Source organism: Flavihumibacter sp. ZG627 (assembly GCF_000814325.1).
In the GTDB taxonomy this organism is placed as follows: domain Bacteria; phylum Bacteroidota; class Bacteroidia; order Chitinophagales; family Chitinophagaceae; genus Flavihumibacter.
In genome coordinates this window covers 15,242-35,666 of record NZ_JPHF01000007.1, presented here as the reverse complement: position 1 = coordinate 35,666, position 20,425 = coordinate 15,242, and the positions used below count along the sequence as shown (strand labels likewise).

Genomic DNA, 20,425 nt, shown 5'->3' with positions numbered 1-20,425 from the left:
GATGGCATTTTTTTAAACCTATGTGAGATGAGTAAAAAAATTGCCATTATTGGTGGCGGAAATCTTGGTATATCAATAGCGGAAGGCTTATTGGCCGGTGGATTCACAGATGCCGGCAACATTACTGTAACCCGTAGAAATATTGCTCTTTTACAGCCTTTACAGCAGAAAGGCATACATGTAACGAATAATAATGTGGAGGCGGCGCAGCAGGCCGATGTAATTCTGCTTGCCGTTAAGCCATTCCAGGCTGCGGAGGTTGTTCGTGAAATTGCCGGGGTGACCGGAAAGGAAAAAATGCTCATTTCGGTGGTAACTGGGGTGACCATAGCAGAATTGGCAAAGGAGCTCAATGGCGAAACTGCCATATTCAGGGCGATGCCCAATACGGCTATAGCCATTCGGGAAAGCATGACCTGTGTGGGTTATACCCGCGCGGATGCGGCCCAGGTGGAATGGGTGATGGCATTGTTTAACCAGCTGGGACGGGTTGCCATCATTGATGAAAAGCTTATGGATGCGGCAACGGTGCTGGGTGCCTGTGGCACGGCCTATGCAATGCGGTATATCCGGGCCAATATACAGGGGGGAATCGAAATAGGCTTTGATGCGGCAACTGCCAGCCTCATTGCTGCCCAAACAGTGAAAGGAGCGGCGGAACTATTATTACAGAAAGGTACCCATCCGGAGCAGGAGATCGATAAGGTGACTACTCCCAAGGGCTGTACTATAGCGGGACTTAATGAAATGGAACACCAGGGGTTCAGTTCATCACTCATTAAGGGGATAGCCGCCAGCTATGATAAGATACAAAAGGGATAATTTTTATGCATCTACCGCATAATACATGAGAAAAAACGTTATTAATAATATATTAATGGGTAGATCGTTAATCTAATATGGTAAATCCGACAGGCAGTTTTTGCGGCTAGGCCTAATTGAGGTAATTTGCACCGCGTTGGACTTACCACCATTGAACTACAGATATGAAAAAGAATATTAGCAGTTGGATTTTACTATTAGAGATTATAGCCATCGTGGCTATGCATGCCAATAAGGGAGGCAGCGAAAAGATCAAAGACATCCTTTTAAAGAGAAATCATACTGGTCTGATCAAAGCAACACCTATCATCCAGGCATCTGTAAATTAGGATTATATAATTAGCAATAATCACCAAAAGGAAAATAGGCATCCGGGAAACCGGGTGCCTATTGTATTTAAGGGAGTATTTATATTTTAGCTCAACTTCTTTCACGGATAAAGGCCAGTACTTTCTTGTAAGCGTCTTCGGTTGCTTCCTTATTGAAGTTGGGATTACTCGGATTCGCAAATGCGTGGGTAGCGTCATAGCGGTTTAGCAAAAGCTTCTTGCCGGCTTTATTCATGTTTTCAGCGAATTCATCCACCACCTGTGGACTCGGCCATTGGTCCTGGTTGGCGAAGAAGCCCAGGATATCTGCATTCAGCGTTTTGAGTTTTTCAACATCCTTTTCAGGCTGGCCATAATACATTATTCCCCCGGCTGCCTGCTTGCCACCCAGTAATGTTGCCTGCAGGCTCCATCCGCCGCCAAAGCACCATCCGATGGTAAATACCCGGGCATCATCGCCTGCATATTTATAAGCACCTCTTATGATGGCTTCAGCCCTTTCTGACTTTACCGACTGCATCGTTTTAGCTGCATCCTCCCTGTTGGAGGCAACCACATTGTCATACAGATCAAGGGCTATCACATTTATTCCAAGGTCGCGGCCAAGTTTTTCTGCTTCCTGTTTGATATAGTCGTTAAGTCCCCACCATTCATGAACCACGAAAAGGTAATTCTTAGTTGGTGTTGCTGATCTAACCTCCCAGGCATGTGCTGTTTTACCATCGGGTGTAGCATAATTGATGTCTTTGCCCGCATCAGACTGGTATTTAAAGGGAAGGGGCTCATCATGGCTCATACGGAATGATTTGCTGGAGGCATTCTGTGCAAATGATTCTGTTGCCATTGCCGCACAGCAGGAAACTGGTTCCTGGGCACTGGCAGCCTTTATGAATAAAAAGCCGGCAACAAAAAGAACGATTTTTTTCATATGAGTAAACTTTTTAAGATTACAATCCAGTGGCCTTCTTGTTCAATTATTGCCAGTGAATATGCTGATCGGCTATACAGTTTTTTTCCACAAGGCAATTCCCAACTTGGGTGGAATGGGGAATACTGTATCTTTGCATGACCTCCCGGATATACATATTCCATTTTTCCGCAAGGTCAGTATTCAGACTGGAGAAGCGGTTCAACATTAAAACAAGGATGTCAGCAATAACCTAAGCTATTATGGCTTGGGAGTTTATTTTTTTTGAAAAAATTCAAAATATGGCCAAGTACATTTTCGTAACAGGAGGGGTAACCTCATCATTAGGTAAGGGTATTATTGCAGCATCGCTGGGGAAGTTGCTTCAGGCGAGGGGATTGAATGTAACGATCCAGAAATTTGATCCTTACATCAATGTTGATCCCGGTACACTTAATCCTTATGAACATGGCGAATGTTATGTAACAGAAGATGGTGCTGAAACCGACCTTGATCTTGGTCATTATGAAAGATTCCTGAGCATATTTACTTCACAGGCCAATAACGTTACTACCGGTCGCATATACCAGACCGTTATTAACAAGGAAAGGGAAGGAGCATACCTTGGTAAAACCGTTCAGGTTGTACCACATATCACTGACGAGATCAAAAGGAGAATGTTATTACTTGGTCAGCAGGGCTACGATATTGTTATAACCGAAATTGGCGGAACAGTTGGTGATATTGAAAGCTTACCTTTTATTGAAGCGGTTCGTCAGTTGCAGTGGGAGTTACCCGAAGAGGATTGTGTGGTGGTTCACCTTACATTGATTCCCTACCTCCGTGCGGCGAAGGAACTAAAGACCAAGCCCACCCAGCACAGCGTCAGGATGCTTAGCCAGGAGGGTGTACATCCCGACGTACTTGTATGCCGCACCGAAGAATCACTATCCCCCGAAATAAGAAAGAAGATTGCGCTCTTCTGCAATGTGAAAAAGGAAGCAGTAATTGAAGCAGCGGATGCCCCTACTATTTATGAGGTTCCATTGGCGATGATGCGTGAAAAGCTTGACCTTATCTGCCTGAAGAAGATGAATATCACTAATTATTCAGAACCTGAGCTCGGTAAATGGAAAGAGTTCCTTGATAAGCTTAAGTATCCCAAGAGTAAGGTAACCATCGGGTTGATCGGTAAGTATATTGAATTGCAGGATGCTTATAAGTCGATCCTCGAAGCGTTTGTACATGCAGGTGCGATGAATGAATGCAAGGTGAATGTGGTGAATGTTCACAGTGAATTTATCACGGAAGAAAATGTGGAAGAAAAACTTGGTCATCTTGATGGATTGCTGGTTGCCCCAGGGTTTGGGCACAGGGGTATTGAAGGAAAGATCACAGCGGTAAAATATGCACGCGAAAATAAATTGCCATTCTTTGGAATATGCCTGGGCATGCAGATGAGTGTGATTGAATATGCAAGAAATGTATTAGGTTGGAAAAATGCTCACAGTACCGAGATGGACCCGAATACAACCCATGCGGTTATTGATCTTATGGAAGGTCAGAAGGCAGTTACAGCCAAGGGAGGCACCATGAGGCTTGGTTCTTATCCCTGCGAAATCAGGGAGGGAAGTCTGGCGCATACCGTATATGGCAGCACATTAATTAGTGAAAGGCATCGTCATCGCTGGGAATTCAATAACCAGTACCTCGCAGATTTTGAGCAGGCGGGTATGATTGCGAGTGGAAGAAACCCGGAGAGCGGATTGGTGGAGATCGTGGAATTATCAGGCCATCCATTCTTTATTGGCGTACAATACCATCCTGAATTAAAGAGTACGGTGGAGAATCCTCAGCCGGTTTTTGTACACTTTATTAAGGCAGCCAAGGAAAATGCAGAAAAAAGAGAAGGTATCCGGAACCCACTGTTACAGAGTGAAATGATATAAATAAAAGGCCCGCGAGGGTCTTTATTACCCTATCTTTGCACGTCAAAAAACATACTACATGCAGAGCATGGATAGAAATACGATCATTGGTTTTGTGTTGATGGGAGTCCTACTTTTTGTTTATCTCTTCATTTCTTCCAAAAACAGCCAGGAGCTGCAGGTCAAGAAGCAGCAGTACGAAGATTCGGTAGCAAAGATAGAATTAGCAAGAAAGAAAACTGCCCCGGTAATAACTGACATCGTAAATGCGGTAGCAACAATTGATTCAACAGCAACCGGATGGGCACGAGCAGCAGCCGCGGCAGAATCATTCCAGGACCTTGAGAATGATGTATTAGCCATTCGCTTTACCAACAAAGGCGCCCAGCCTGTTCAGGTGAAGCTGAAAAAATACAAAAGATCCGATAGCAGCCAGGTTACCCTGATTCATGATGGCAGCGATAATATAAGTTATGCAGTTAATATTGGTCCTAACCAGACTGCCCAGGCAGGAGAACTGTTTTTCCAGCTAAAAGACATTAAGAAAGATCCTTCCGGTAACCAGACGATCAGTTATGAAGTGACCGGTAATAATGGTGAAACTATCGTTCATGAGTATGCGTTGAAACAGGGAAGTTATCTCGTTGATTATACCATTCGCCTGAATGGCGTTAACAGCTTGCTCACACAACAGCAACTGAACCTGAACTGGGTGGTTGATGCACACCAGCAGGAAAAAGATGTGAAGTACGAGAGGCAGCAATCTCAGTTGGTGATAATGGAAGATGGTGAGTATGATTACTTCAATCTGTTTTCAAGCGACCAGGAGAAATTCGAAAAGCCTGTACATTGGGCAAGTATAAAGCAGCAGTTTTTCAATACCACACTTATTGCTAAAGACAAGTTTGATGCTGCACAGGTTGATTGGACCAGTGCGGGTGAAGACACCACCAGCCTTATTGTTGCTGCCAAAGCAAGTTTCCAGAAAAAACTGACTGGTGATAATACTGCCGTGATCCCCCTGCAATTCTATTTTGGTCCCAATGATTATAAGATCCTTCGGAATGTAGGTGTTGATGATATGGATAAGATCGTTAACCTGGGCCAGGGTTTCTATGCATTTGTGCGACCAATCAACCAGTTTGTGGTAATGCCGGTATTTGATTTCATTAAGAAATTCATCGGCAGCTTTGGAATAGTGATTGCGTTACTCACATTATTTATTCGTCTGATCACTTCCCCGCTTGTTTACTCCAGTTATCTCAGCGGTGCAAAGATGAAAGCGCTCAGGCCGGAGATAGATGCGTTGAAAGCAAAACATGGTGACGACCAGCAAACATTCGGAATGGAGCAGATGAAGCTTTTCAGGGAGGCCGGCGTGAATCCATTGGGCGGATGTATTCCTGCATTATTACAGATCCCGATCTTTTTTGCGCTCTATAGTTTCTTTAATGCTAATGTGGCGCTTAGGGGTGAACGTTTTCTCTGGGCCGAAGATCTTTCAACGTATGATGTAATAGCCCGGTTACCTTTTTCTATTCCACTTGGATTTGGAGATCATATCAGCTTGTTCACTTTACTGGCTGTTATAACCAGCTTCCTGATATCATTATACAACATGAATATGACGCCGGACCAGAACAATCCGATGCTCAAATACATGCCGTATATCTTTCCGGTTGTAATGTTATTCTTTTTTAACAGGTTGCCTTCAGCGCTTACCTGGTACTATACGGTATCAAACGTAATTACGCTGGTATTACAGTTCATTATTCAGAAATACATCATCAATCATGACCAGATAGTTGCCCAGCTCGCACAAAACCGCCTTAAACCCAAGACCAAATCGAAATGGCAGGAGAAAATGGAGGAAGTGCAGAATTCCCAGAAGCGGGTGCAGAACATGCAGAAAAAAGGAAAGTAGGTCAATTTCGATGGGCTTTCTTATTTTAGACAACCTGAAAGGTTTAAAAATCGTCTGATACCGTAAGATCGACCATGAAAAAATTATTAATAGTCAGCTCCCTGTTTTTTACAGCGCTGGCTTCCGAAGCTCAGAAAAAAACTGCTGACTTAACTATCATCTACGATGCCGTCATTACCACCGGCAGTGTTGAGCCCCGGCTGGCTGATGCTTTTGACGGCGCAACCACCACGGTTTACCTCAAAGGCCACCACAGCAGGTCGGAGATGGTAAGCGCACTTGCAAAGTTCACCACAATACATGACTCACGCACAGGCGCAGGGGTTGTTTTGCAGGAAGTAGGGGGACAAAAAGTGCTGATCCGGATGACTGCAGATGATTGGAAAGATAAGAACCGGAAATATGAAGGGATTCGTTTCACGCCAAGCTCCGAAACCAAGATGCTGGCAGGCTACCTTTGTAAAAAGGCAGTTGCTGAAATGAAGGATGGCAGCTCTTTTGTAGTCTATTATACAGAAGATATCATTCCCGAAAATAATGATTACAACAGCCAGTTCACAAATTTAAAGGGATTACCGCTTGAATATGAACTTACCCAGGGAAAGCTGAATATCAGGTATGTAGTATCACAAGTATCACTGAATCCCGTTCCGGTATCAAAGTTCGATATACCAAAAGCTGGTTATAGGGAAATGACCTACGAGGAAAGTAAAAAAGGAAGAAAAAATTAATCGATCACTTATTGAGTTTCACCTTCAGGCGAAGTAACTGGAGATTGTCCTGTGTAGCCCCTGCTTTGCTGATAGTTACCCGGTGATTATAGGGCATGATATAGGTGGTATTACCCTTCTGGTAGGTGATGAGGGTATTAAAAGTAAGGTGACTGGCTGATTTTTCCTGTTTGAAGATCATGCTCCCCTTGTAAGACGGACCGGCTTTAAGCGTAAATCCTGAGCTGGTCTTGATAGGAACGAAATCTGCAGTGAGGTTTGAGCCTTTGCGGTTCTTTTTCTCCCCACCCATACTTGCGAAAGCAAAGCAGGCGAACCCCAGGAAAGCTGTTGCCACAAACAGCTTTAAGCTATGTCGGGCAATTCTTGTATGGAGATTTCTTAACATCGTGACAAAAATAATAAAAATATTTGCTAATTCCGAAACCGTTTATCACAAACTTTAATATGTATTTAACGGATGGTGATAAAAAAAGTTACAATTAATTGGATGTTTTTTTTGAATAGCCTATATTAGGATAACCTATAGTAAATGAAAGAATACCCCTTTCGCCAGGATAAAGAGGATATTGAGGAGTTGCTCAGGCAGTATAACGACAGGAAATCCGGCCGTTCTTACTCCTTTCTGGATGAGGAAGCCTATGAAAAGATAATTAATCACTTTGACCAGGCCGAAGACCTGGCACAGGCGCTTGAAGCCAGTGAAATGGCAGTTGAGCAGTTTCCTTATTCTTCCACCTTATTGATCCGAAAAGCAGATATACTGATAGCATCCCGCAAATACCAGGATGCTCTTTCCATTTTAGACCTCGCTGAGCTCCTCGACAGTACAGACATCAATCTATTTATTCTGCGCACCGATGCTTACCTGGCGCTCGACCAACAGGACAAGGCCGTTGAATTACTGGAGAATGCCCTGAATTATTTTGAAGGGGAGGAGCGGATCGAACTACTTTTCGAACTGGCGGATGTTTATGATGACTACGAGCAGTTCGATAAGATATTTGATTGCCTAAAGCTTATCCTGGAACAGGAACCTGCAAACGAAGAGGCCTTGTACAAGATCTGTTTCTGGACTGATTTCACCGGCAGAAATGAGGAGAGCATTCGCCTGCACCAGAAGATCCTCGAAGAGCTGCCTTATAATGAACTTGCCTGGTTTAACCTTGCCGCCGCTTACCAGGGACTTAAACTATATGAGAAGGCAATCGATGCCTATAAATTTGCCATCACCATTGACGAAAAATTTGATTATGCCTATCGGAACATGGGAGATGCATTTATCCGCATGCGTAAATTCCGGGAGGCTATTGAAGTGTTGGAAAAAGTGCTTGAGCTTAGTCGCCCTGAAGATGTAATCTATGAAGCTATTGGTCACTGTTATGACCGCATAAAGAATTATGGCCAGGCCAGGTTCTACTACAGGAAAGCGGTGCACCTCAATCCGGATGATGCCAGGCTTTATTATAAGATCGGTTGCACCTATATTAATGAAGAGCTCTGGGCACAGGCTGTTAAACAGCTTGAAACGGCTATGCAGATCCAAAAATCGGTACCCGAATTCAACCTCGCCATGGGCGAATGCAAGATCCAGCTGGGTGAAACCCGCGATGCCATATTTTATTTTTCCAATGTTGTGAGGGCAAGGCCAAAGAGCACCACAGGCTGGGAAGCGCTTATACGTTGTTTATACAAAGGCTCTTTTATGGAGGAGGCCCTTGAACAGGCAGATGCAGCCCTCCAGCATACTGAAGGCAAGCCCCTTTTTATATACTATAAAAGTGCAATATTGTTTGCCCTCGGCAAATCAAGGGAAGCGCTGATATACCTGGAAAGAGCCATTCAGAAAGCACCTAAACAGCTGAAAGAATTTGTTGCACTTCATCCCTCTGTATTGCAAAATCAGCTTGTTGTTGATGTAATTGCCAGGAATAGGAAAGGTAGCCGTCCGTAATATGCGTCCCGTTTCCTATTTTTGCGCGGCAATTCCTTAAACAAAAGCAAATGAATTTCAATTTAACGCAGATCCCTGAACGTGTTGCCAAGCCGCGAATGAAAGGGATTACAATGGTAATGGATAAGGGCCTGAGTATTGAAGAAAGTAAGAATTTCATGAGTATTGCATATCCTCATGTTGATATAGTGAAGCTTGGTTTTGGAACTTCTTATGTTACTCCCAACCTCCGCGAAAAGCTGGAAATTTACCGTTCTTATGATATGCCTGTTTATTTTGGCGGTACATTGTTTGAGGCATTCCTGATAAGAAACCAGTTTGATGATTATATAAGTGTTTGTAAAGATTATGGCATCAGCTATATGGAAGTGAGTGATGGTTCCATAACCATCCCGCATGCCGAGAAATGCGGATATATTGAAAAACTAACCAAGCATGGTACCGTATTAAGTGAGGTAGGAAGTAAGGATGCAGCACATATCATCCCTCCCTATAAATGGATTGAACTTATGCGAGCTGAGCTGGATGCGGGTTCTACCTATGTTATTGCTGAAGCCCGGGAGGCTGGTAATGTTGGTATCTATCGCGGAAGCGGGGAAGTTAGGGAAGGTCTGGTGCAGGAGATCCTTACACAGATACCCGAAGAAAAGATCATCTGGGAAGCGCCCCAGAAAGCCCAGCAACTTTACTTCATTGAACTGATTGGCGCCAATGTTAATCTGGGTAATATCGCCCCTGCAGAAATGCTTTCCCTTGAAGCAATGCGGGTTGGATTAAGAGGCGACACTTTTCATATGTTCCTTGATAAAGAAATGGCCTGATGCGCCAGTTCGGCTTAATAGGATACCCCCTTGGTCATTCTTTTTCCAAAGGATATTTCACGGAAAAATTTAAAAGGGAAGGCATTGATGCCACATATAATAATTTCCCGATGGCATCAGTGCAGGAAGTTCCTGCATTGATGCTTGCCAATCCTCTTTTGGAGGGGTTCAATATCACCATTCCACATAAAGAAACTATAATTCCTTATCTCCATTCCGCCAATGATGTTGTGAAAACTATCGGAGCCTGCAACTGCGTTAAAATTCAGGATGGTAAAATGCAGGGATTTAATACCGATGTTATCGGCTTTGAATTGTCATTGAAAAAATATCTCCGGAAAGAACATGCTAAAGCCCTTGTATTTGGAACAGGTGGTGCTTCCAAAGCTGTTCAATATATACTCTCAAAACTTGGAATAGAATTTATAATTGTAAGTAGAAAGATGGAGAGTAATGATGGCACCATCAATTATGGATCTCTTACAGAAGATTTGCTAAGAAGTTCAACCCTTTGGATCAATACAACCCCTGTTGGTATGTATCCCAATGAAGATTCGATACTTCCGCTTAACTATGAAGCAATAGGAGCCCGGCATTATTTATACGATCTTGTTTATAATCCGGCTGAAACCAGGTTTCTTAAAGAAGCCAGGCAAAGAGGTGCAACCATCGCAAATGGTTATGACATGCTTATCATCCAGGCAGAAGAAAGTTGGCGGATATGGAACAGCAACGAATAATACATTAAGATGCTCCCAGCGTTCTGATCAATTCTTCTGGGAGGGAGGTTACTTTTTTCTGCTCATAGTTATAACAAACCATTCCTGTTTTAGCGAGGGCAATGATAGAGGATTGATCACCACTAATTTTTTCCAACTGATAAAAGATATCAAATCCTACCCTTGTAAATTCTGCAGCAATAATTTTCACCTGAAGCCGGTCGCCATAAAATAATTCATTCTTGAATTCAATACCAACATCTGCCATGATAAGTGAAGCCCCGGCAGCATTCATTTCAGTGTATCCTGCATTCCTGAGAAACAGCATGCGGGCTTCGTGAATCAGGGTGAGGATTTTATCATTACCTACATGTCCGCCATAATTCAGATCAGTGATCCTCACCGGCACCTCAGTTGTGAATATAAACTTCCCGGGCATGCTTAACCTTATACGGGCCATGAATTAAATTTTTAAAAGTTAGATTTATTAATCCTGTTGAATAAGATCACTAAAGCGCAGCAGATCAAATAAATTATTGGGATCTGGAATATAGGGAGAGCGGTTTATACGCTGTTGTAAAGTATTGAGCATGCTGGCATTGGAAGCATGCTCCTGCTGGTTGATCAATGAATAGTATAATGGGGCGAATTTGGTCGACATCCTGACCTTTTGACCATCTCCCTGTCTTAATATGATATAACCTTCTTCGTTACTCTGTACCGGAAGCATTGACTGTGAAATTGTTGGCGGGTGAGGGTAGTTCACAGAGATTTCCGGATTGCCGTTTACGTGCCTGGCCGCTGGCTTGTTTCGGAGTGAAGAATATTGTGGTTGTCGCCTGGTTTCCCTTCTATCCGGGGGCGCTTCGTTTATATGTATCAGTTGGGGAGTTTCTTTTATATCTCCATCGGCAGCACGAGTTACTACGGGTGAAGTAACCTGAGGTCCTGAATTATTTTCGATCGGCACAAGCGATGCGGTGGCTGTTTGTGAAGTATTTTCAAATGGATTCCTGTTGAAAGCCCAGATGAGTAGTCCAATTAAAACCGCTGCTGCACCATATCTAATCAGATAAGGATATAATGGTCTTACAGGAACAACAGGATTGAGGGGGATGGATTGTTCTGATTCGGGTTCCGACCCGTGTAGTTCCTGCATTACCCTGTTCCAGATTTGAGCGGGAGGTGTTGATTCAAAAGCTATCAGTCTTGTGCTGATTGCCTTTTCCGCATTCAGTTCTTCCAGCTCACCCGCAATTTTTGTCCATGCATCAGGTGGTGGACTCGCCTGCCAATCATGCATTTTATCTCGTAAAGGATCATTCATCAGCTGGTGGTTATTTTCTTGTTACGCCTAAATGTTCTGCCACTTTTTTCTGCAGTATGGATTTGGCCCGTGCTAGTTGCGATTTACTGGTGCCTTCACTGATGCCGAGTATCTCACCGATCTCCTTATGAGAATACCCTTCAATCACATACAGGTTGAATACCGCCCTATAGCCTGGTGATAATTCCTGAACCAGTTGCACTATATCTCTTTCCGCTAACTGGTCCAGCACCGAAACCGAAACATCCTCGATGCCTACTTCCTCCTTTTCAGAAATACTGTTAAGGTGAACTTTCCTACGATAATGTTCAATGGATGTATTGACAAAAACCCTTCTGAGCCAACCTTCAAATGAGCCTTCATTCCTGAATTTCTCCAGGTTTCTGAAAACTTTGATAAATCCCTCCTGGAGCAGGTCCTGGGCGTCATCATTATTTCCCGCATAACGCAGGCAGATAGCATACATTTTCGGAGCAAACCGCTGGTACAGAATCTCCTGTATCCTGGGGTCTCCGGCAATACTTCCTTTGATTAAGTCGTAATCCGTAATATTTTGGTTGCCTGATTGCTCCACTTTTTTTTATTTCTTGGGTTTTCGATCGCTTAAGACCTTTTATGCAGGAAAGCGATCAACAGATCCATGGCCTTGCGCCTGTGACTGAATGTTTTTTTCTCTTCCATGCTCATCTCCCCAAAGCTTTTTTCACCGCCATCCGGAACAAAAACCGGATCATATCCGAATCCGTTAGAACCTTTTGGCCGCATAAGGATGGTTCCCTCGCATTTTCCCTCAAAAAAATACTCCTCACCTTCTAAAATTAAGGAAATGACCGTTCTGAATCGGGCATGACGGTTGGGATTGTGTCCCAATAGTTTCAGGAGTTTATCGTTGTTTCCCGAATAGCCTTCATCTGCTTTGGCAAAACGGGCAGATCTTACCCCCGGGGCGCCATCTAAGGCATCCACTTCCAGACCAGTATCTTCACTAAAGCAGCTTTTGCCGGTCAGCTTATAAATGGTCTGGCTTTTCTCAGATGCATTTTCCCGTAATGAATCATGTGGTTCGGGAATATCAATCTTTATGCCTGCCTCATGCAGGGTTATAAGATTGAATCCGGCGGGAATGATCTGCCGGATCTCATTTATCTTATTAATATTATTGGTTGCAAAGATCAGATCCATACACTAAGGTTTAATTAATTGAAGGATTCCATCCCAAAGTTTTTTCTTAAGGGGCTTTACGGTATCACTAACCTGGTTCAGGGTTTCAATGGGAGGGGCCAGCATGTACCCGAATTCATTTGTTTTTTCAGCTATAAGCGGGGTTGGGGAGGGAAGTTCGGCATTCAGTGAATTGTCCCCAAAACTCACAATCACAGATGGTTGCAGTTGAGAACGGAGTTCGGGCAGACTAATGTCCTGCTTTGCAAGGTTCACAATTGCTACATCAGCCGCATTTAACTGGCAGGCTTTCAGCAGGTTAGCTAAAAAGGTAAATGACTCATCAGGAAGATGAAGCTGTTCGGGATAATTTACGAGTATAACGAACTGCTTACTGTTGTTCCCCAGGTATTGAAGCGGGGGCATTGGCGCCTTCACTTCTTTAGCGATCCTCTTTTCGGGTGTGGTTATAACCAGTGAATCCTTATAAAGTGCCTGTAATAATTCACCGGAAAGTTCTATATCATTGATTGACATTGGTGGATATGATTGTCTGTTGCAGGCAAATTACCCAGGTTATCAAGCTACTAACAAGTGTTAGTAAAATTCTTCCAATGGTTTGGCCGCCCGTATTTTTCGTTGTTACTTTGCAGCAAATGTACCAATTATGATTGCAGCTACCGATATTCCGGTTACTAAAGTTGAACGGACCCGGCTCAATGATATCCCTCTGAAGAATATCCCTTTTGGAAAGTATTTTACGGATCATATGCTTGAGGCCGAGTTTGCTGATGGCGAATGGAAATCGGTTTCCATCAAACCCTACCAGCCCCTGCAGATGGACCCTTCGCTTGCGGCATTACATTATGGCCAGGCTATTTTTGAAGGAATTAAGGCTTATAAGGATTCAGAAGGTAACGCCTATATATTCAGGCCCTACGACAACTTTAAGAGATTTAACAGGTCGGCAGAGCGCATGAACATGCCTGCTGTTCCGGAGGAGATTTTCATGGATGGTATGCGCAAACTTATAGAATTGGACAAGAACTGGATTCCTCAAATGGCCGACCATTCCCTTTATATCCGTCCGGTGATGTTTTCGACTGATACCATGCTGGGGGTAAGACCTTCTTCTACCTATAAGTTTTTGATCATCCTGAGTCCAACCGGACCATATTTTGCTGCCCCGATGAAGATCCTCGTGGAGGAGGCCTATACCCGTGCTGCTCCTGGTGGGGTGGGTTTTTCCAAGAATGCAGGAAATTATGGAGGTAGTATGCTGGCAGTAACCGAAGCGCAGAAGCAGGGATATGACCAGGTGCTCTGGACCGATGCGTTTGAGCATAAATGGCTTCAGGAGGTAGGGATGATGAATGTTTTCTTTGTAATTGATGGTAAGGTGGTTACTCCCTCGCTGGAAGAGGGAACGATACTCGCGGGGGTTACCCGTGACAGTGTTATCACGGTATTAAAGGACATGGGGCTGGAAGTTGCGGAAAGGCGGATCAATATAGATGAATTACTTGAGGCATATGGTAAGGGAAAGCTTCAGGAAGCCTTTGGAACAGGAACTGCTGCAGTGATAGCCCTGATAAAAGAACTGAGGTACAAGGAGTTTTCCATGCAATTCAATACTGAGGAAGCTGGCATTGCCAACGAGGTAAAAAGTCGACTTTCTGCCATCAGGGGGGGCATGGCTCCCGACCCTCATCAGTGGATGTATAAAGTTTAGAATTTTTATTTTGTTTTATCGGCAATGGGTTTTACCTTTGCCGTCCCAAATAAATAAGGTTTAGAATGCCTACAATTCAGCAATTAGTAAGAAAAGGTAGAGAAATAATCAAGGCCAAAAGCAAATCCAGGGCTCTGGATGCATGCCCTCAGCGTCGTGGTGTGTGCACACGTGTTTACACAACTACTCCTAAGAAGCCGAACTCAGCCCTCCGTAAGGTGGCAAAAGTTCGTCTGACGAACAAGATTGAGGTTATTGCCTATATCCCGGGTGAAGGTCACAACCTGCAGGAGCACTCAATTGTGCTGATCCGCGGTGGTCGTGTTAAAGACCTTCCGGGTGTACGTTACCACATTGTACGTGGTAGCCTTGATACAGCCGGTGTAAAAGACAGGAAGCAGAGCCGTTCTAAATACGGTACTAAGAGAGATAAACAAGCTGGTAAAAAATAATTATAAAATAGTTCTTCGATGAGGAAAGCACAAGCCAAAAAATTACCGCTGGCACCCGATGCCCGGTATAACGATAAACTGGTTACCCGTTTTGTCAATAATATCATGTGGCAGGGCAAGAAAAGCGTAGCCTTTGAAATATTTTATGACGCGGTTGACAAGGTGAGCAAGATCACTAATGAAGACGGTTATGAGATCTGGAAAAGAGCAATTGCCAATGTAACTCCGGCTGTTGAAGTTCGTAGCCGCCGTATTGGGGGTGCAACTTTCCAGATACCATCTGAGGTTCGTCCTGACAGGAAGGTTTCTCTGAGCATAAAGTGGCTTATCCGCTTTAGCCGTGAAAGAAATGGTCGCAGCATGGCAGATAAACTTGCCAATGAGATCGTTGCTGCAGCAAAAGGTGAAGGTGGTGCGTACAAGAAGAAAGAAGATACGCATCGTATGGCCGAAGCCAACAAAGCATTCTCACACTTCCGTATTTAAGGGAAATATCTACTTTTTCATATGGCCGGTCCTTTTCAGGACCGGCTTTTTTGTATGCATCAATTTCCAGCGATTACGTATATTCATAACTAATTTATCTCAAGCAAAATGACTACCCGCAGAACCTTTTTAAAGCAGGCCGGACTGATTACACCGGCAATGCTTTTGCTTCCTGATGCACTCATGGCAGCAGCCAAACCTAAGAAAGTAGGTCTTCAACTTTACACTCTTCGCGAGTTGATCAGTAAAGATCCACGTGGTGTGATCGAAAAAGTTGCTGCCGCCGGTTACAAGGAAGTAGAACTTTTCGGACTTAACAATGGAAGTTTCTTTGGAATTCCTGTACCTGAATTTGCCGCCTTGCTTAAATCACATGGACTAAAGGCCATCAGTGGTCATTATATGCCAGCTAAATTCCTGTTTTCCGATACAGGGGAAGGCACCACTGAAATCAATGATATGCTTGGTCATGCAGTTACCATGGGCAATACGTATTTTACCATTCCATGGCTTCCTGCAGAAAAGAGGTCAAGCCTTGATGATTACAAAAAGATTGCAGCCAAACTAAATACAGGTGCTGAACTTGCGAAAAAGGCCGGCCTCAAGTTCGCCTATCATAACCATGATTTTGAATTTAAATCTTATGATGGCACAACCGGGTTCGACATTTTAACCCGCGAAACCGATAAGGACCTTGTTAAATTTGAATTGGACATATACTGGGTCGCATTTTCTGGTATTGATACCGTGTCATTATTCAATCAGCTTAAAGGACGAGTACCTCTATGGCATGTGAAAGATATGGATAAGGTGAACCGCAGTAATAATACGGAGATTGGAAATGGTACGATTGATTATTCTGCCATATTTAAGGCGGCAAAAGTATCCGGCATGAAGCATTTCTTTGTTGAGCAGGAAACCAACTACGTTCCTGATCCAATAAGCAGTGTAGAAGCCAGTATTAAATATATCAAGGCTAAGTTGATCTAAGGAAATTGTAACTTATAAAAAAGCCCCCGTGATCAGATCTCCGGGGGCTTTTTTATTCAGGGAAGGAAAATTATAATTTCCTTATTTTAATATTTCGGAACCATACATTGTCTCCATGGTCCTGCAACGCAATTCTTCCGGAACGGAATCGCCCAAAATCGGGCATATCCCTAAATTTACTTCCGGCAAGTAATGATTTCCAGGATTCATCCCATAAACTGGTAGTGACGATAGTTTCACCATTCAGCCTGAGTTCAAGTTTATTATTATGCTGAATGATTTCTGCAAGATTCCATTCACCTACTGGCCTGACTGTTTCTTTTGAAGAGGCGATCAGGTCATAGAGGTCACCAGCTCGATGTTTGTGGATCTTCGCATCAGGATGACCGTTATTGTCAAGGACCTGCATTTCAGGCCCCGTATGCCATACATACTTGTATTTAGCGGGGTCATCCTGTATATTAAAGATGATACCACTATTACCGTTAGGTGATATCTTCCATTCCAGTTTGAGGTGATAATCGCCAAACTCCTGGTCTGTAACTATATCTCCTCCATCGCCGGTTTGCCATCCGCTCTTATTGGATGCGTCCAGATGAAGTGTGCCATCTGTAACTTTCCAGGCTGCTCCCACGGTGTTTTTTCCATAGGTATGCCAGCCGTTGGTGGTTTTGCCGTCAAAAAGAAGCTGCCATCCTTCCTGTTGTTCCTTTGTGCTGAGTGAATTATCGGCTGTCATTTTTTGAGAAGTTGAGCAGGCACCTAATACAAACGATGAAATGGCAGTTAAAACTAAGTTTCGCATCATCTTATTTGGTTTTTAATGAGAGGATGTATCTTACCATTGTTTTGGCATCATCCTCTGATAGCTGTGGATGCGCTGTCATAGGCACTTCACCCCAAACACCGCTACCTCCCTTAATGATCTTGCCTGCAAGGTCAACGATGGTGGCATCATTTGCTGTGTATTTATTTGCCACATCCTGGTAAGATGGCCCGATAGATTTTTCATTGACCTTATGACAGGTTAGGCAGTCGCTACCGGCAATAAGTTCAATTCCTTTTTCCTCGTCTGCATTTACAGCAGGGGTTTCAGGAGCTGCCTCTTGTTCAGTAGCAGTAGTTTCCGTCTTCTTTTCTGAGTCAGTGCCTCCACATGCAAAGCTGAGTGCGCTGATGCCTGCGATGATAAAGATCTTTTTCATGTTGTTTTTTTGTTTATTGAATTCCAAGGATTCTCTTGTTGAATGCTTCGTCTGAACCAGTTCCTGCAAAATCATCAAATGCCTTATCAGTAACCCTGATTATATGGTCCTGGATAAAGATAGCACCTTCTGCTGCTCCATCCTCCGGATGTTTAATGCAACATTCCCATTCCATAACTGCCCAGCCCTTATAATCATATGCGGCAAGTTTGCTGAATACCGATCCAAAATCAACCTGTCCATCACCTAATGAACGGAATCTGCCTGCCCTGTTTATCCAGTTCTGGTAGCCTCCATAAACGCCCTGCCTTCCTGTTGGATTAAATTCTGCATCCTTTACATGGAACATGCGTATCCGCTCATGATAAATGTCAATGTATTCCAGGTAATCAAGACACTGCAATACGAAATGTGAAGGATCGTACAAGAGGCATGCCCGCGGATGATTGTCAACTTCTTTGAGGAACATCTCATATGATATTCCATCATGAAGGTCTTCTCCCGGATGGATCTCATAGCATAGGTCTACACCATTTTCATCAAATACGTCAAGGATAGGGCGCCACCTTTTTCCCAATTCACGAAAACCAGTCTCAACTAATCCCGCCGGCCTCTGTGGCCATGGATAAACAGTATGCCATAACAGCGCTCCGCTGAAAGTGGCATGGGCATTGAGTCCCAGGTTTCTTGATGCCTGTGCTGCATACAACAGTTGTTGTACAGCCCATTCAGTACGGGCAGCTGGATTTCCACGAAGGGACTCGGGTGCGAAACCATCAAAGAGTTCATTATATGCCGGATGCACTGCAACCAACTGACCCTGGAGATGCGTGGATAATTCAGTAATACTCATTCCGCATTCCTCTACTATACCCTTTACTTCATCGGCATAGGTCTTACTTTCTGCAGCCAGTTTAAGATCGATACAACGACTGTCCCAACTGGGTATCTGTACGCCTTTAAAACCCAGGGCCTCAGCCCAAAGGCAAATAGACCTGAGGTTATTGAATGGTGCCTTGTCGCCCAGGAATTGAGCCAGGAATATACCGGGACCTTTAAGTGTTGTCATATAATTCTTTTATGTTGATTTTTAGACTTCAAAAGGAGTCCATTTCTGATCCGATTGTGAACTCCTAACAACGTTCTCAATAAATGCCATTCCCCTTATCCCTTCTGTTATGCCAGGGAAATCGAGCCATTCCTTTTCAGGATTGCCCCCCTCCAGTTTTGTCCTGAGGGTTAATGCGAAATTGCGGTAGAGGTTAGCAAATGCTTCAAGATATCCTTCGGGGTGGCCTGCAGGGGTGCGGGTTCCAAACCTCGCATAACTGCTCAGGTAAGGATTGCCGGCACGTAATACCTGCGTGGGCTCATGAAGCCATTTCAGGCGTAATGAATTAGCATCTTCCTGGTACCATTCCAATCCCCCCAACTCACCATAAATCCTGATCTTGAGATTATTCTCTTCGCCGGCAGCAACCTGTGTTGCATAAAGAAAACCAGTTGCTCCCTGCTCAAATCGAAGCAAAACGGCACCATCATCATCTAATTGTCTTCCAGGCACTACTATATTTAATTCTGCACAAAGGGCGGTAACCTTTAAGCCACTTACATATTCAGCCATATTAAAGGCATGGGTACCTATATCACCCATGCAACCTGAGATACCACTGCGTTTGGGATCGGTGCGCCATGCAGCCTGTTTGTAATTGGATCCTTCCCTGAATTCGGTTAACCATCCCTGGGGATATTCTACCTGAATCTTCCTGATCTTCCCCAGCTTGCCGGCAGCAATGATTTGCCGCGCTTCCTTTATCATCGGGTAGCCGGTATAGGTATGCGTGAGACAGAACAGCATTCCTGTTTTTTTAATCACCTCCTGCAATTGAATTGCTTCAGCAAGTGTAAAGGTGACAGGCTTATCGAGCACCACATGAAAGCCATTTTCCATGGCCATACGTGCAGGCGCGAAATGCATATGATTGGGAGTTACAATGCTTACAAAATCCATCCGGATATGTTCCGGTAATTTTTTTTCAGCAAGTATCATTTCTTCAAAGCTCCCATATACCCTGTCGTTCGGTAAATAAAGTGAAGAGCCGCTAATCCGTGATTTTTCTGCATCACTGCTGAATGCTCCGCAAACCAATTCTATTTCACCATCCATTATGGCAGACATCCGGTGCACTGCACCAATAAAGGCATCCTTGCCGCCACCAATCATCCCCATTCTAAGTTTTCGGCTCATCCTTTAAGATTTATTTCATGAAGCTGATACATTCTTTCAATTCCTTTTCTGTATATGCCATTCCATATTGCTTGAGAACATCATCAGGAACTCCATTCCACTGATTGGGCGTATTACCCATATATCCGATATCTTTAACGCCAATAGGAGAGGTATAGAATCCTGAAGCTGTTAGATCGCGCATCAGGTTGAAAAATGCTACGCCCTGTTGCATTCCAGGTGCAGCTTTCTGAGGATAGGCGATCTGGTCAACCATAGAAATTCTTTCTTCCTCACTACAATCCTTAAACGATTTATCAAACTGGCGGAAACATTGCATGTCGAGCCAGCGTAATCCGCCCCGCATCGGTGTTTGGTGGTAAGGCATATCCTTCACAATGAATTCTATGAAATCGGGAACACCTGCTTCTGAAGCGCTTCCACTTACTTCATCTTTTGGAATAATTATATCAGCTAAAATTGTTATGGTAGCCATTTCATGATCAGTGAAAAATTTCTCTGCAGTGATCTTTTTATAATGCGCCTCTTCCTCCTTCATGCGGTCAACCTTAGGACCTGCCGCTGTATCAGCTGTTTTTACTGTATCCTTTTTATCTGTTTCCTTGCATGCATCAAGCAGCATGCCGGCAGAAAGTGAGCCCAGTGCAATTGCTTTTATAGATTTCCTTCTGTCCATATAATATATTGAT

Annotated in this window: 24 protein-coding genes; 12 read left to right on the top strand and 12 right to left on the bottom strand. The window is 43.8% G+C overall.

The window, feature by feature from the left end; all coding sequences use genetic code 11:
* The first annotated feature begins 27 nt into the window (after positions 1 to 27).
* Positions 28 to 822, top strand: a complete 795-nt coding sequence (gene proC, locus HY58_RS13710; RefSeq protein WP_039133026.1) for a pyrroline-5-carboxylate reductase — start codon at positions 28 to 30, stop codon at positions 820 to 822.
* A gap of 164 nt (positions 823 to 986) precedes the next feature.
* A complete protein-coding gene (locus HY58_RS19535; RefSeq protein ID WP_156123693.1) occupies positions 987 to 1,151 on the top strand; it encodes a hypothetical protein in 165 nt (54 codons plus the stop codon).
* Between the two features lie 91 nt (positions 1,152 to 1,242).
* Here the strand turns inward: HY58_RS19535 and HY58_RS13705 are convergent, their stop codons facing one another.
* On the bottom strand, positions 1,243 to 2,079 hold the full coding sequence (locus HY58_RS13705) for a dienelactone hydrolase family protein (protein ID WP_039133023.1): 837 nt from the start codon (positions 2,077 to 2,079) through the stop codon (positions 1,243 to 1,245).
* Positions 2,080 to 2,360: 281 nt separating this feature from the next.
* On the opposite strand from HY58_RS13705, the gene HY58_RS13700 reads away from it, so the two are divergent.
* The 3 genes from HY58_RS13700 to HY58_RS13690 all read left to right on the top strand — a co-directional run bounded on the left by HY58_RS13700 (position 2,361) and on the right by HY58_RS13690 (position 6,641).
* Positions 2,361 to 4,007: a CTP synthase gene (locus HY58_RS13700; protein WP_039133334.1), complete on the top strand. Its 1,647-nt coding sequence runs from the start codon at positions 2,361 to 2,363 to the stop codon at positions 4,005 to 4,007.
* Between the two features lie 58 nt (positions 4,008 to 4,065).
* Positions 4,066 to 5,910 (top strand): membrane protein insertase YidC, encoded by a 1,845-nt coding sequence (gene yidC, locus HY58_RS13695; RefSeq protein WP_039133007.1) that lies wholly within the window; start codon positions 4,066 to 4,068, stop codon positions 5,908 to 5,910.
* Positions 5,911 to 5,984: 74 nt separating this feature from the next.
* Positions 5,985 to 6,641: a hypothetical protein gene (locus HY58_RS13690; RefSeq protein ID WP_039133004.1), complete on the top strand. Its 657-nt coding sequence runs from the start codon at positions 5,985 to 5,987 to the stop codon at positions 6,639 to 6,641.
* Between the two features lie 4 nt (positions 6,642 to 6,645).
* Here HY58_RS13690 and HY58_RS13685 read toward each other — a convergent pair whose 3' ends face one another.
* Entirely contained in the window at positions 6,646 to 7,029 is a 384-nt protein-coding gene (locus HY58_RS13685; RefSeq protein ID WP_039133001.1) for a hypothetical protein, read from the bottom strand.
* Between the two features lie 144 nt (positions 7,030 to 7,173).
* Here HY58_RS13685 and HY58_RS13680 point away from each other — a divergent pair, with 144 nt between their 5' ends.
* Genes HY58_RS13680 through HY58_RS13670 form a run of 3 tightly spaced genes read left to right on the top strand, consistent with a single transcriptional unit; the run spans position 7,174 to position 10,156 of the window.
* Positions 7,174 to 8,595, top strand: a complete 1,422-nt coding sequence (locus tag HY58_RS13680) for a tetratricopeptide repeat protein (RefSeq protein ID WP_039132998.1) — start codon at positions 7,174 to 7,176, stop codon at positions 8,593 to 8,595.
* 50 nt (positions 8,596 to 8,645) lie between these two features.
* Positions 8,646 to 9,416, top strand: coding sequence for a phosphosulfolactate synthase (locus tag HY58_RS13675; RefSeq protein WP_039132995.1), 771 nt, complete (start codon positions 8,646 to 8,648; stop codon positions 9,414 to 9,416).
* On the top strand, positions 9,416 to 10,156 hold the full coding sequence (locus tag HY58_RS13670; RefSeq protein ID WP_039132992.1) for a shikimate dehydrogenase: 741 nt from the start codon (positions 9,416 to 9,418) through the stop codon (positions 10,154 to 10,156). Before HY58_RS13675 ends, HY58_RS13670 begins: the two co-directional genes overlap by 1 nt.
* A 4-nt stretch (positions 10,157 to 10,160) precedes the next feature.
* Here the strand turns inward: HY58_RS13670 and HY58_RS13665 are convergent, their stop codons facing one another.
* Genes HY58_RS13665 through HY58_RS18960 form a run of 5 tightly spaced genes read right to left on the bottom strand, consistent with a single transcriptional unit; the run spans position 10,161 to position 13,160 of the window.
* On the bottom strand, positions 10,161 to 10,595 hold the full coding sequence (locus HY58_RS13665; protein WP_039132991.1) for a thioesterase family protein: 435 nt from the start codon (positions 10,593 to 10,595) through the stop codon (positions 10,161 to 10,163).
* Between the two features lie 27 nt (positions 10,596 to 10,622).
* Positions 10,623 to 11,462, bottom strand: coding sequence for a hypothetical protein (locus HY58_RS13660; protein WP_039132988.1), 840 nt, complete (start codon positions 11,460 to 11,462; stop codon positions 10,623 to 10,625).
* A 10-nt stretch (positions 11,463 to 11,472) separates the two neighbouring features.
* Positions 11,473 to 12,036 (bottom strand): RNA polymerase sigma factor, encoded by a 564-nt coding sequence (locus HY58_RS13655; protein ID WP_052324128.1) that lies wholly within the window; start codon positions 12,034 to 12,036, stop codon positions 11,473 to 11,475.
* 29 nt (positions 12,037 to 12,065) lie between these two features.
* Positions 12,066 to 12,644, bottom strand: a complete 579-nt coding sequence (gene rdgB / locus HY58_RS13650; RefSeq protein ID WP_039132985.1) for an RdgB/HAM1 family non-canonical purine NTP pyrophosphatase — start codon at positions 12,642 to 12,644, stop codon at positions 12,066 to 12,068.
* Positions 12,645 to 12,647: 3 nt separating this feature from the next.
* Positions 12,648 to 13,160, bottom strand: a complete 513-nt coding sequence (locus HY58_RS18960; RefSeq protein WP_052324127.1) for a hypothetical protein — start codon at positions 13,158 to 13,160, stop codon at positions 12,648 to 12,650.
* A gap of 130 nt (positions 13,161 to 13,290) precedes the next feature.
* Here HY58_RS18960 and HY58_RS13640 point away from each other — a divergent pair, with 130 nt between their 5' ends.
* The 4 genes from HY58_RS13640 (at position 13,291) to HY58_RS13625 (ending at position 16,283) form a co-directional block, all read left to right on the top strand.
* Complete coding sequence (locus HY58_RS13640) at positions 13,291 to 14,355, top strand: branched-chain amino acid aminotransferase (RefSeq protein WP_039132983.1); 1,065 nt, start codon at positions 13,291 to 13,293, stop codon at positions 14,353 to 14,355.
* Between the two features lie 65 nt (positions 14,356 to 14,420).
* Entirely contained in the window at positions 14,421 to 14,807 is a 387-nt protein-coding gene (gene rpsL, locus HY58_RS13635; protein ID WP_039132982.1) for a 30S ribosomal protein S12, read from the top strand.
* An 18-nt stretch (positions 14,808 to 14,825) separates the two neighbouring features.
* Positions 14,826 to 15,293 carry a 30S ribosomal protein S7 gene (gene rpsG / locus HY58_RS13630; RefSeq protein WP_039132979.1) on the top strand — a complete coding sequence of 156 codons (468 nt, stop codon included), beginning with the start codon at positions 14,826 to 14,828 and terminating at the stop codon, positions 15,291 to 15,293.
* Positions 15,294 to 15,401: 108 nt separating this feature from the next.
* A complete protein-coding gene (locus HY58_RS13625) occupies positions 15,402 to 16,283 on the top strand; it encodes a sugar phosphate isomerase/epimerase (protein WP_039132977.1) in 882 nt (293 codons plus the stop codon).
* 70 nt (positions 16,284 to 16,353) lie between these two features.
* Here the strand turns inward: HY58_RS13625 and HY58_RS13620 are convergent, their stop codons facing one another.
* Genes HY58_RS13620 through HY58_RS13600 form a run of 5 tightly spaced genes read right to left on the bottom strand, consistent with a single transcriptional unit; the run spans position 16,354 to position 20,412 of the window.
* The gene (locus HY58_RS13620; protein WP_039132974.1) at positions 16,354 to 17,091 is read right to left on the bottom strand and encodes a DUF1080 domain-containing protein; all 738 of its coding nucleotides are present in this window, start codon (positions 17,089 to 17,091) and stop codon (positions 16,354 to 16,356) included.
* A 1-nt stretch (position 17,092) separates the two neighbouring features.
* On the bottom strand, positions 17,093 to 17,488 hold the full coding sequence (locus tag HY58_RS13615; RefSeq protein WP_039132971.1) for a c-type cytochrome: 396 nt from the start codon (positions 17,486 to 17,488) through the stop codon (positions 17,093 to 17,095).
* A 13-nt stretch (positions 17,489 to 17,501) separates the two neighbouring features.
* Complete coding sequence (locus HY58_RS13610; protein WP_039132967.1) at positions 17,502 to 18,557, bottom strand: sugar phosphate isomerase/epimerase; 1,056 nt, start codon at positions 18,555 to 18,557, stop codon at positions 17,502 to 17,504.
* A gap of 21 nt (positions 18,558 to 18,578) precedes the next feature.
* Positions 18,579 to 19,736: a Gfo/Idh/MocA family protein gene (locus tag HY58_RS13605; protein ID WP_039132965.1), complete on the bottom strand. Its 1,158-nt coding sequence runs from the start codon at positions 19,734 to 19,736 to the stop codon at positions 18,579 to 18,581.
* A gap of 10 nt (positions 19,737 to 19,746) precedes the next feature.
* Positions 19,747 to 20,412, bottom strand: a complete 666-nt coding sequence (locus tag HY58_RS13600; RefSeq protein WP_039132962.1) for a gluconate 2-dehydrogenase subunit 3 family protein — start codon at positions 20,410 to 20,412, stop codon at positions 19,747 to 19,749.
* Positions 20,413 to 20,425: the final 13 nt, after the last annotated feature.

What these genes read in the sequence shown, in the direction of transcription:
- proC (WP_039133026.1), top strand. Translation starts at nt 28, where the DNA reads ATGAGTAAAAAAATTGCCATTATTGGTGGCGGAAATCTTGGTATATCA.
- HY58_RS19535 (WP_156123693.1), top strand. Translation starts at nt 987, where the DNA reads ATGAAAAAGAATATTAGCAGTTGGATTTTACTATTAGAGATTATAGCC.
- HY58_RS13705 (WP_039133023.1), bottom strand. Translation starts at nt 2,079, where the DNA reads ATGAAAAAAATCGTTCTTTTTGTTGCCGGCTTTTTATTCATAAAGGCT.
- HY58_RS13700 (WP_039133334.1), top strand. Translation starts at nt 2,361, where the DNA reads ATGGCCAAGTACATTTTCGTAACAGGAGGGGTAACCTCATCATTAGGT.
- yidC (WP_039133007.1), top strand. Translation starts at nt 4,066, where the DNA reads ATGCAGAGCATGGATAGAAATACGATCATTGGTTTTGTGTTGATGGGA.
- HY58_RS13690 (WP_039133004.1), top strand. Translation starts at nt 5,985, where the DNA reads ATGAAAAAATTATTAATAGTCAGCTCCCTGTTTTTTACAGCGCTGGCT.
- HY58_RS13685 (WP_039133001.1), bottom strand. Translation starts at nt 7,029, where the DNA reads ATGTTAAGAAATCTCCATACAAGAATTGCCCGACATAGCTTAAAGCTG.
- HY58_RS13680 (WP_039132998.1), top strand. Translation starts at nt 7,174, where the DNA reads ATGAAAGAATACCCCTTTCGCCAGGATAAAGAGGATATTGAGGAGTTG.
- HY58_RS13675 (WP_039132995.1), top strand. Translation starts at nt 8,646, where the DNA reads ATGAATTTCAATTTAACGCAGATCCCTGAACGTGTTGCCAAGCCGCGA.
- HY58_RS13670 (WP_039132992.1), top strand. Translation starts at nt 9,416, where the DNA reads ATGCGCCAGTTCGGCTTAATAGGATACCCCCTTGGTCATTCTTTTTCC.
- HY58_RS13665 (WP_039132991.1), bottom strand. Translation starts at nt 10,595, where the DNA reads ATGGCCCGTATAAGGTTAAGCATGCCCGGGAAGTTTATATTCACAACT.
- HY58_RS13660 (WP_039132988.1), bottom strand. Translation starts at nt 11,462, where the DNA reads ATGAATGATCCTTTACGAGATAAAATGCATGATTGGCAGGCGAGTCCA.
- rdgB (WP_039132985.1), bottom strand. Translation starts at nt 12,644, where the DNA reads ATGGATCTGATCTTTGCAACCAATAATATTAATAAGATAAATGAGATC.
- HY58_RS18960 (WP_052324127.1), bottom strand. Translation starts at nt 13,160, where the DNA reads ATGTCAATCAATGATATAGAACTTTCCGGTGAATTATTACAGGCACTT.
- HY58_RS13640 (WP_039132983.1), top strand. Translation starts at nt 13,291, where the DNA reads ATGATTGCAGCTACCGATATTCCGGTTACTAAAGTTGAACGGACCCGG.
- rpsL (WP_039132982.1), top strand. Translation starts at nt 14,421, where the DNA reads ATGCCTACAATTCAGCAATTAGTAAGAAAAGGTAGAGAAATAATCAAG.
- rpsG (WP_039132979.1), top strand. Translation starts at nt 14,826, where the DNA reads ATGAGGAAAGCACAAGCCAAAAAATTACCGCTGGCACCCGATGCCCGG.
- HY58_RS13625 (WP_039132977.1), top strand. Translation starts at nt 15,402, where the DNA reads ATGACTACCCGCAGAACCTTTTTAAAGCAGGCCGGACTGATTACACCG.
- HY58_RS13620 (WP_039132974.1), bottom strand. Translation starts at nt 17,091, where the DNA reads ATGATGCGAAACTTAGTTTTAACTGCCATTTCATCGTTTGTATTAGGT.
- HY58_RS13615 (WP_039132971.1), bottom strand. Translation starts at nt 17,488, where the DNA reads ATGAAAAAGATCTTTATCATCGCAGGCATCAGCGCACTCAGCTTTGCA.
- HY58_RS13610 (WP_039132967.1), bottom strand. Translation starts at nt 18,557, where the DNA reads ATGACAACACTTAAAGGTCCCGGTATATTCCTGGCTCAATTCCTGGGC.
- HY58_RS13605 (WP_039132965.1), bottom strand. Translation starts at nt 19,736, where the DNA reads ATGAGCCGAAAACTTAGAATGGGGATGATTGGTGGCGGCAAGGATGCC.
- HY58_RS13600 (WP_039132962.1), bottom strand. Translation starts at nt 20,412, where the DNA reads ATGGACAGAAGGAAATCTATAAAAGCAATTGCACTGGGCTCACTTTCT.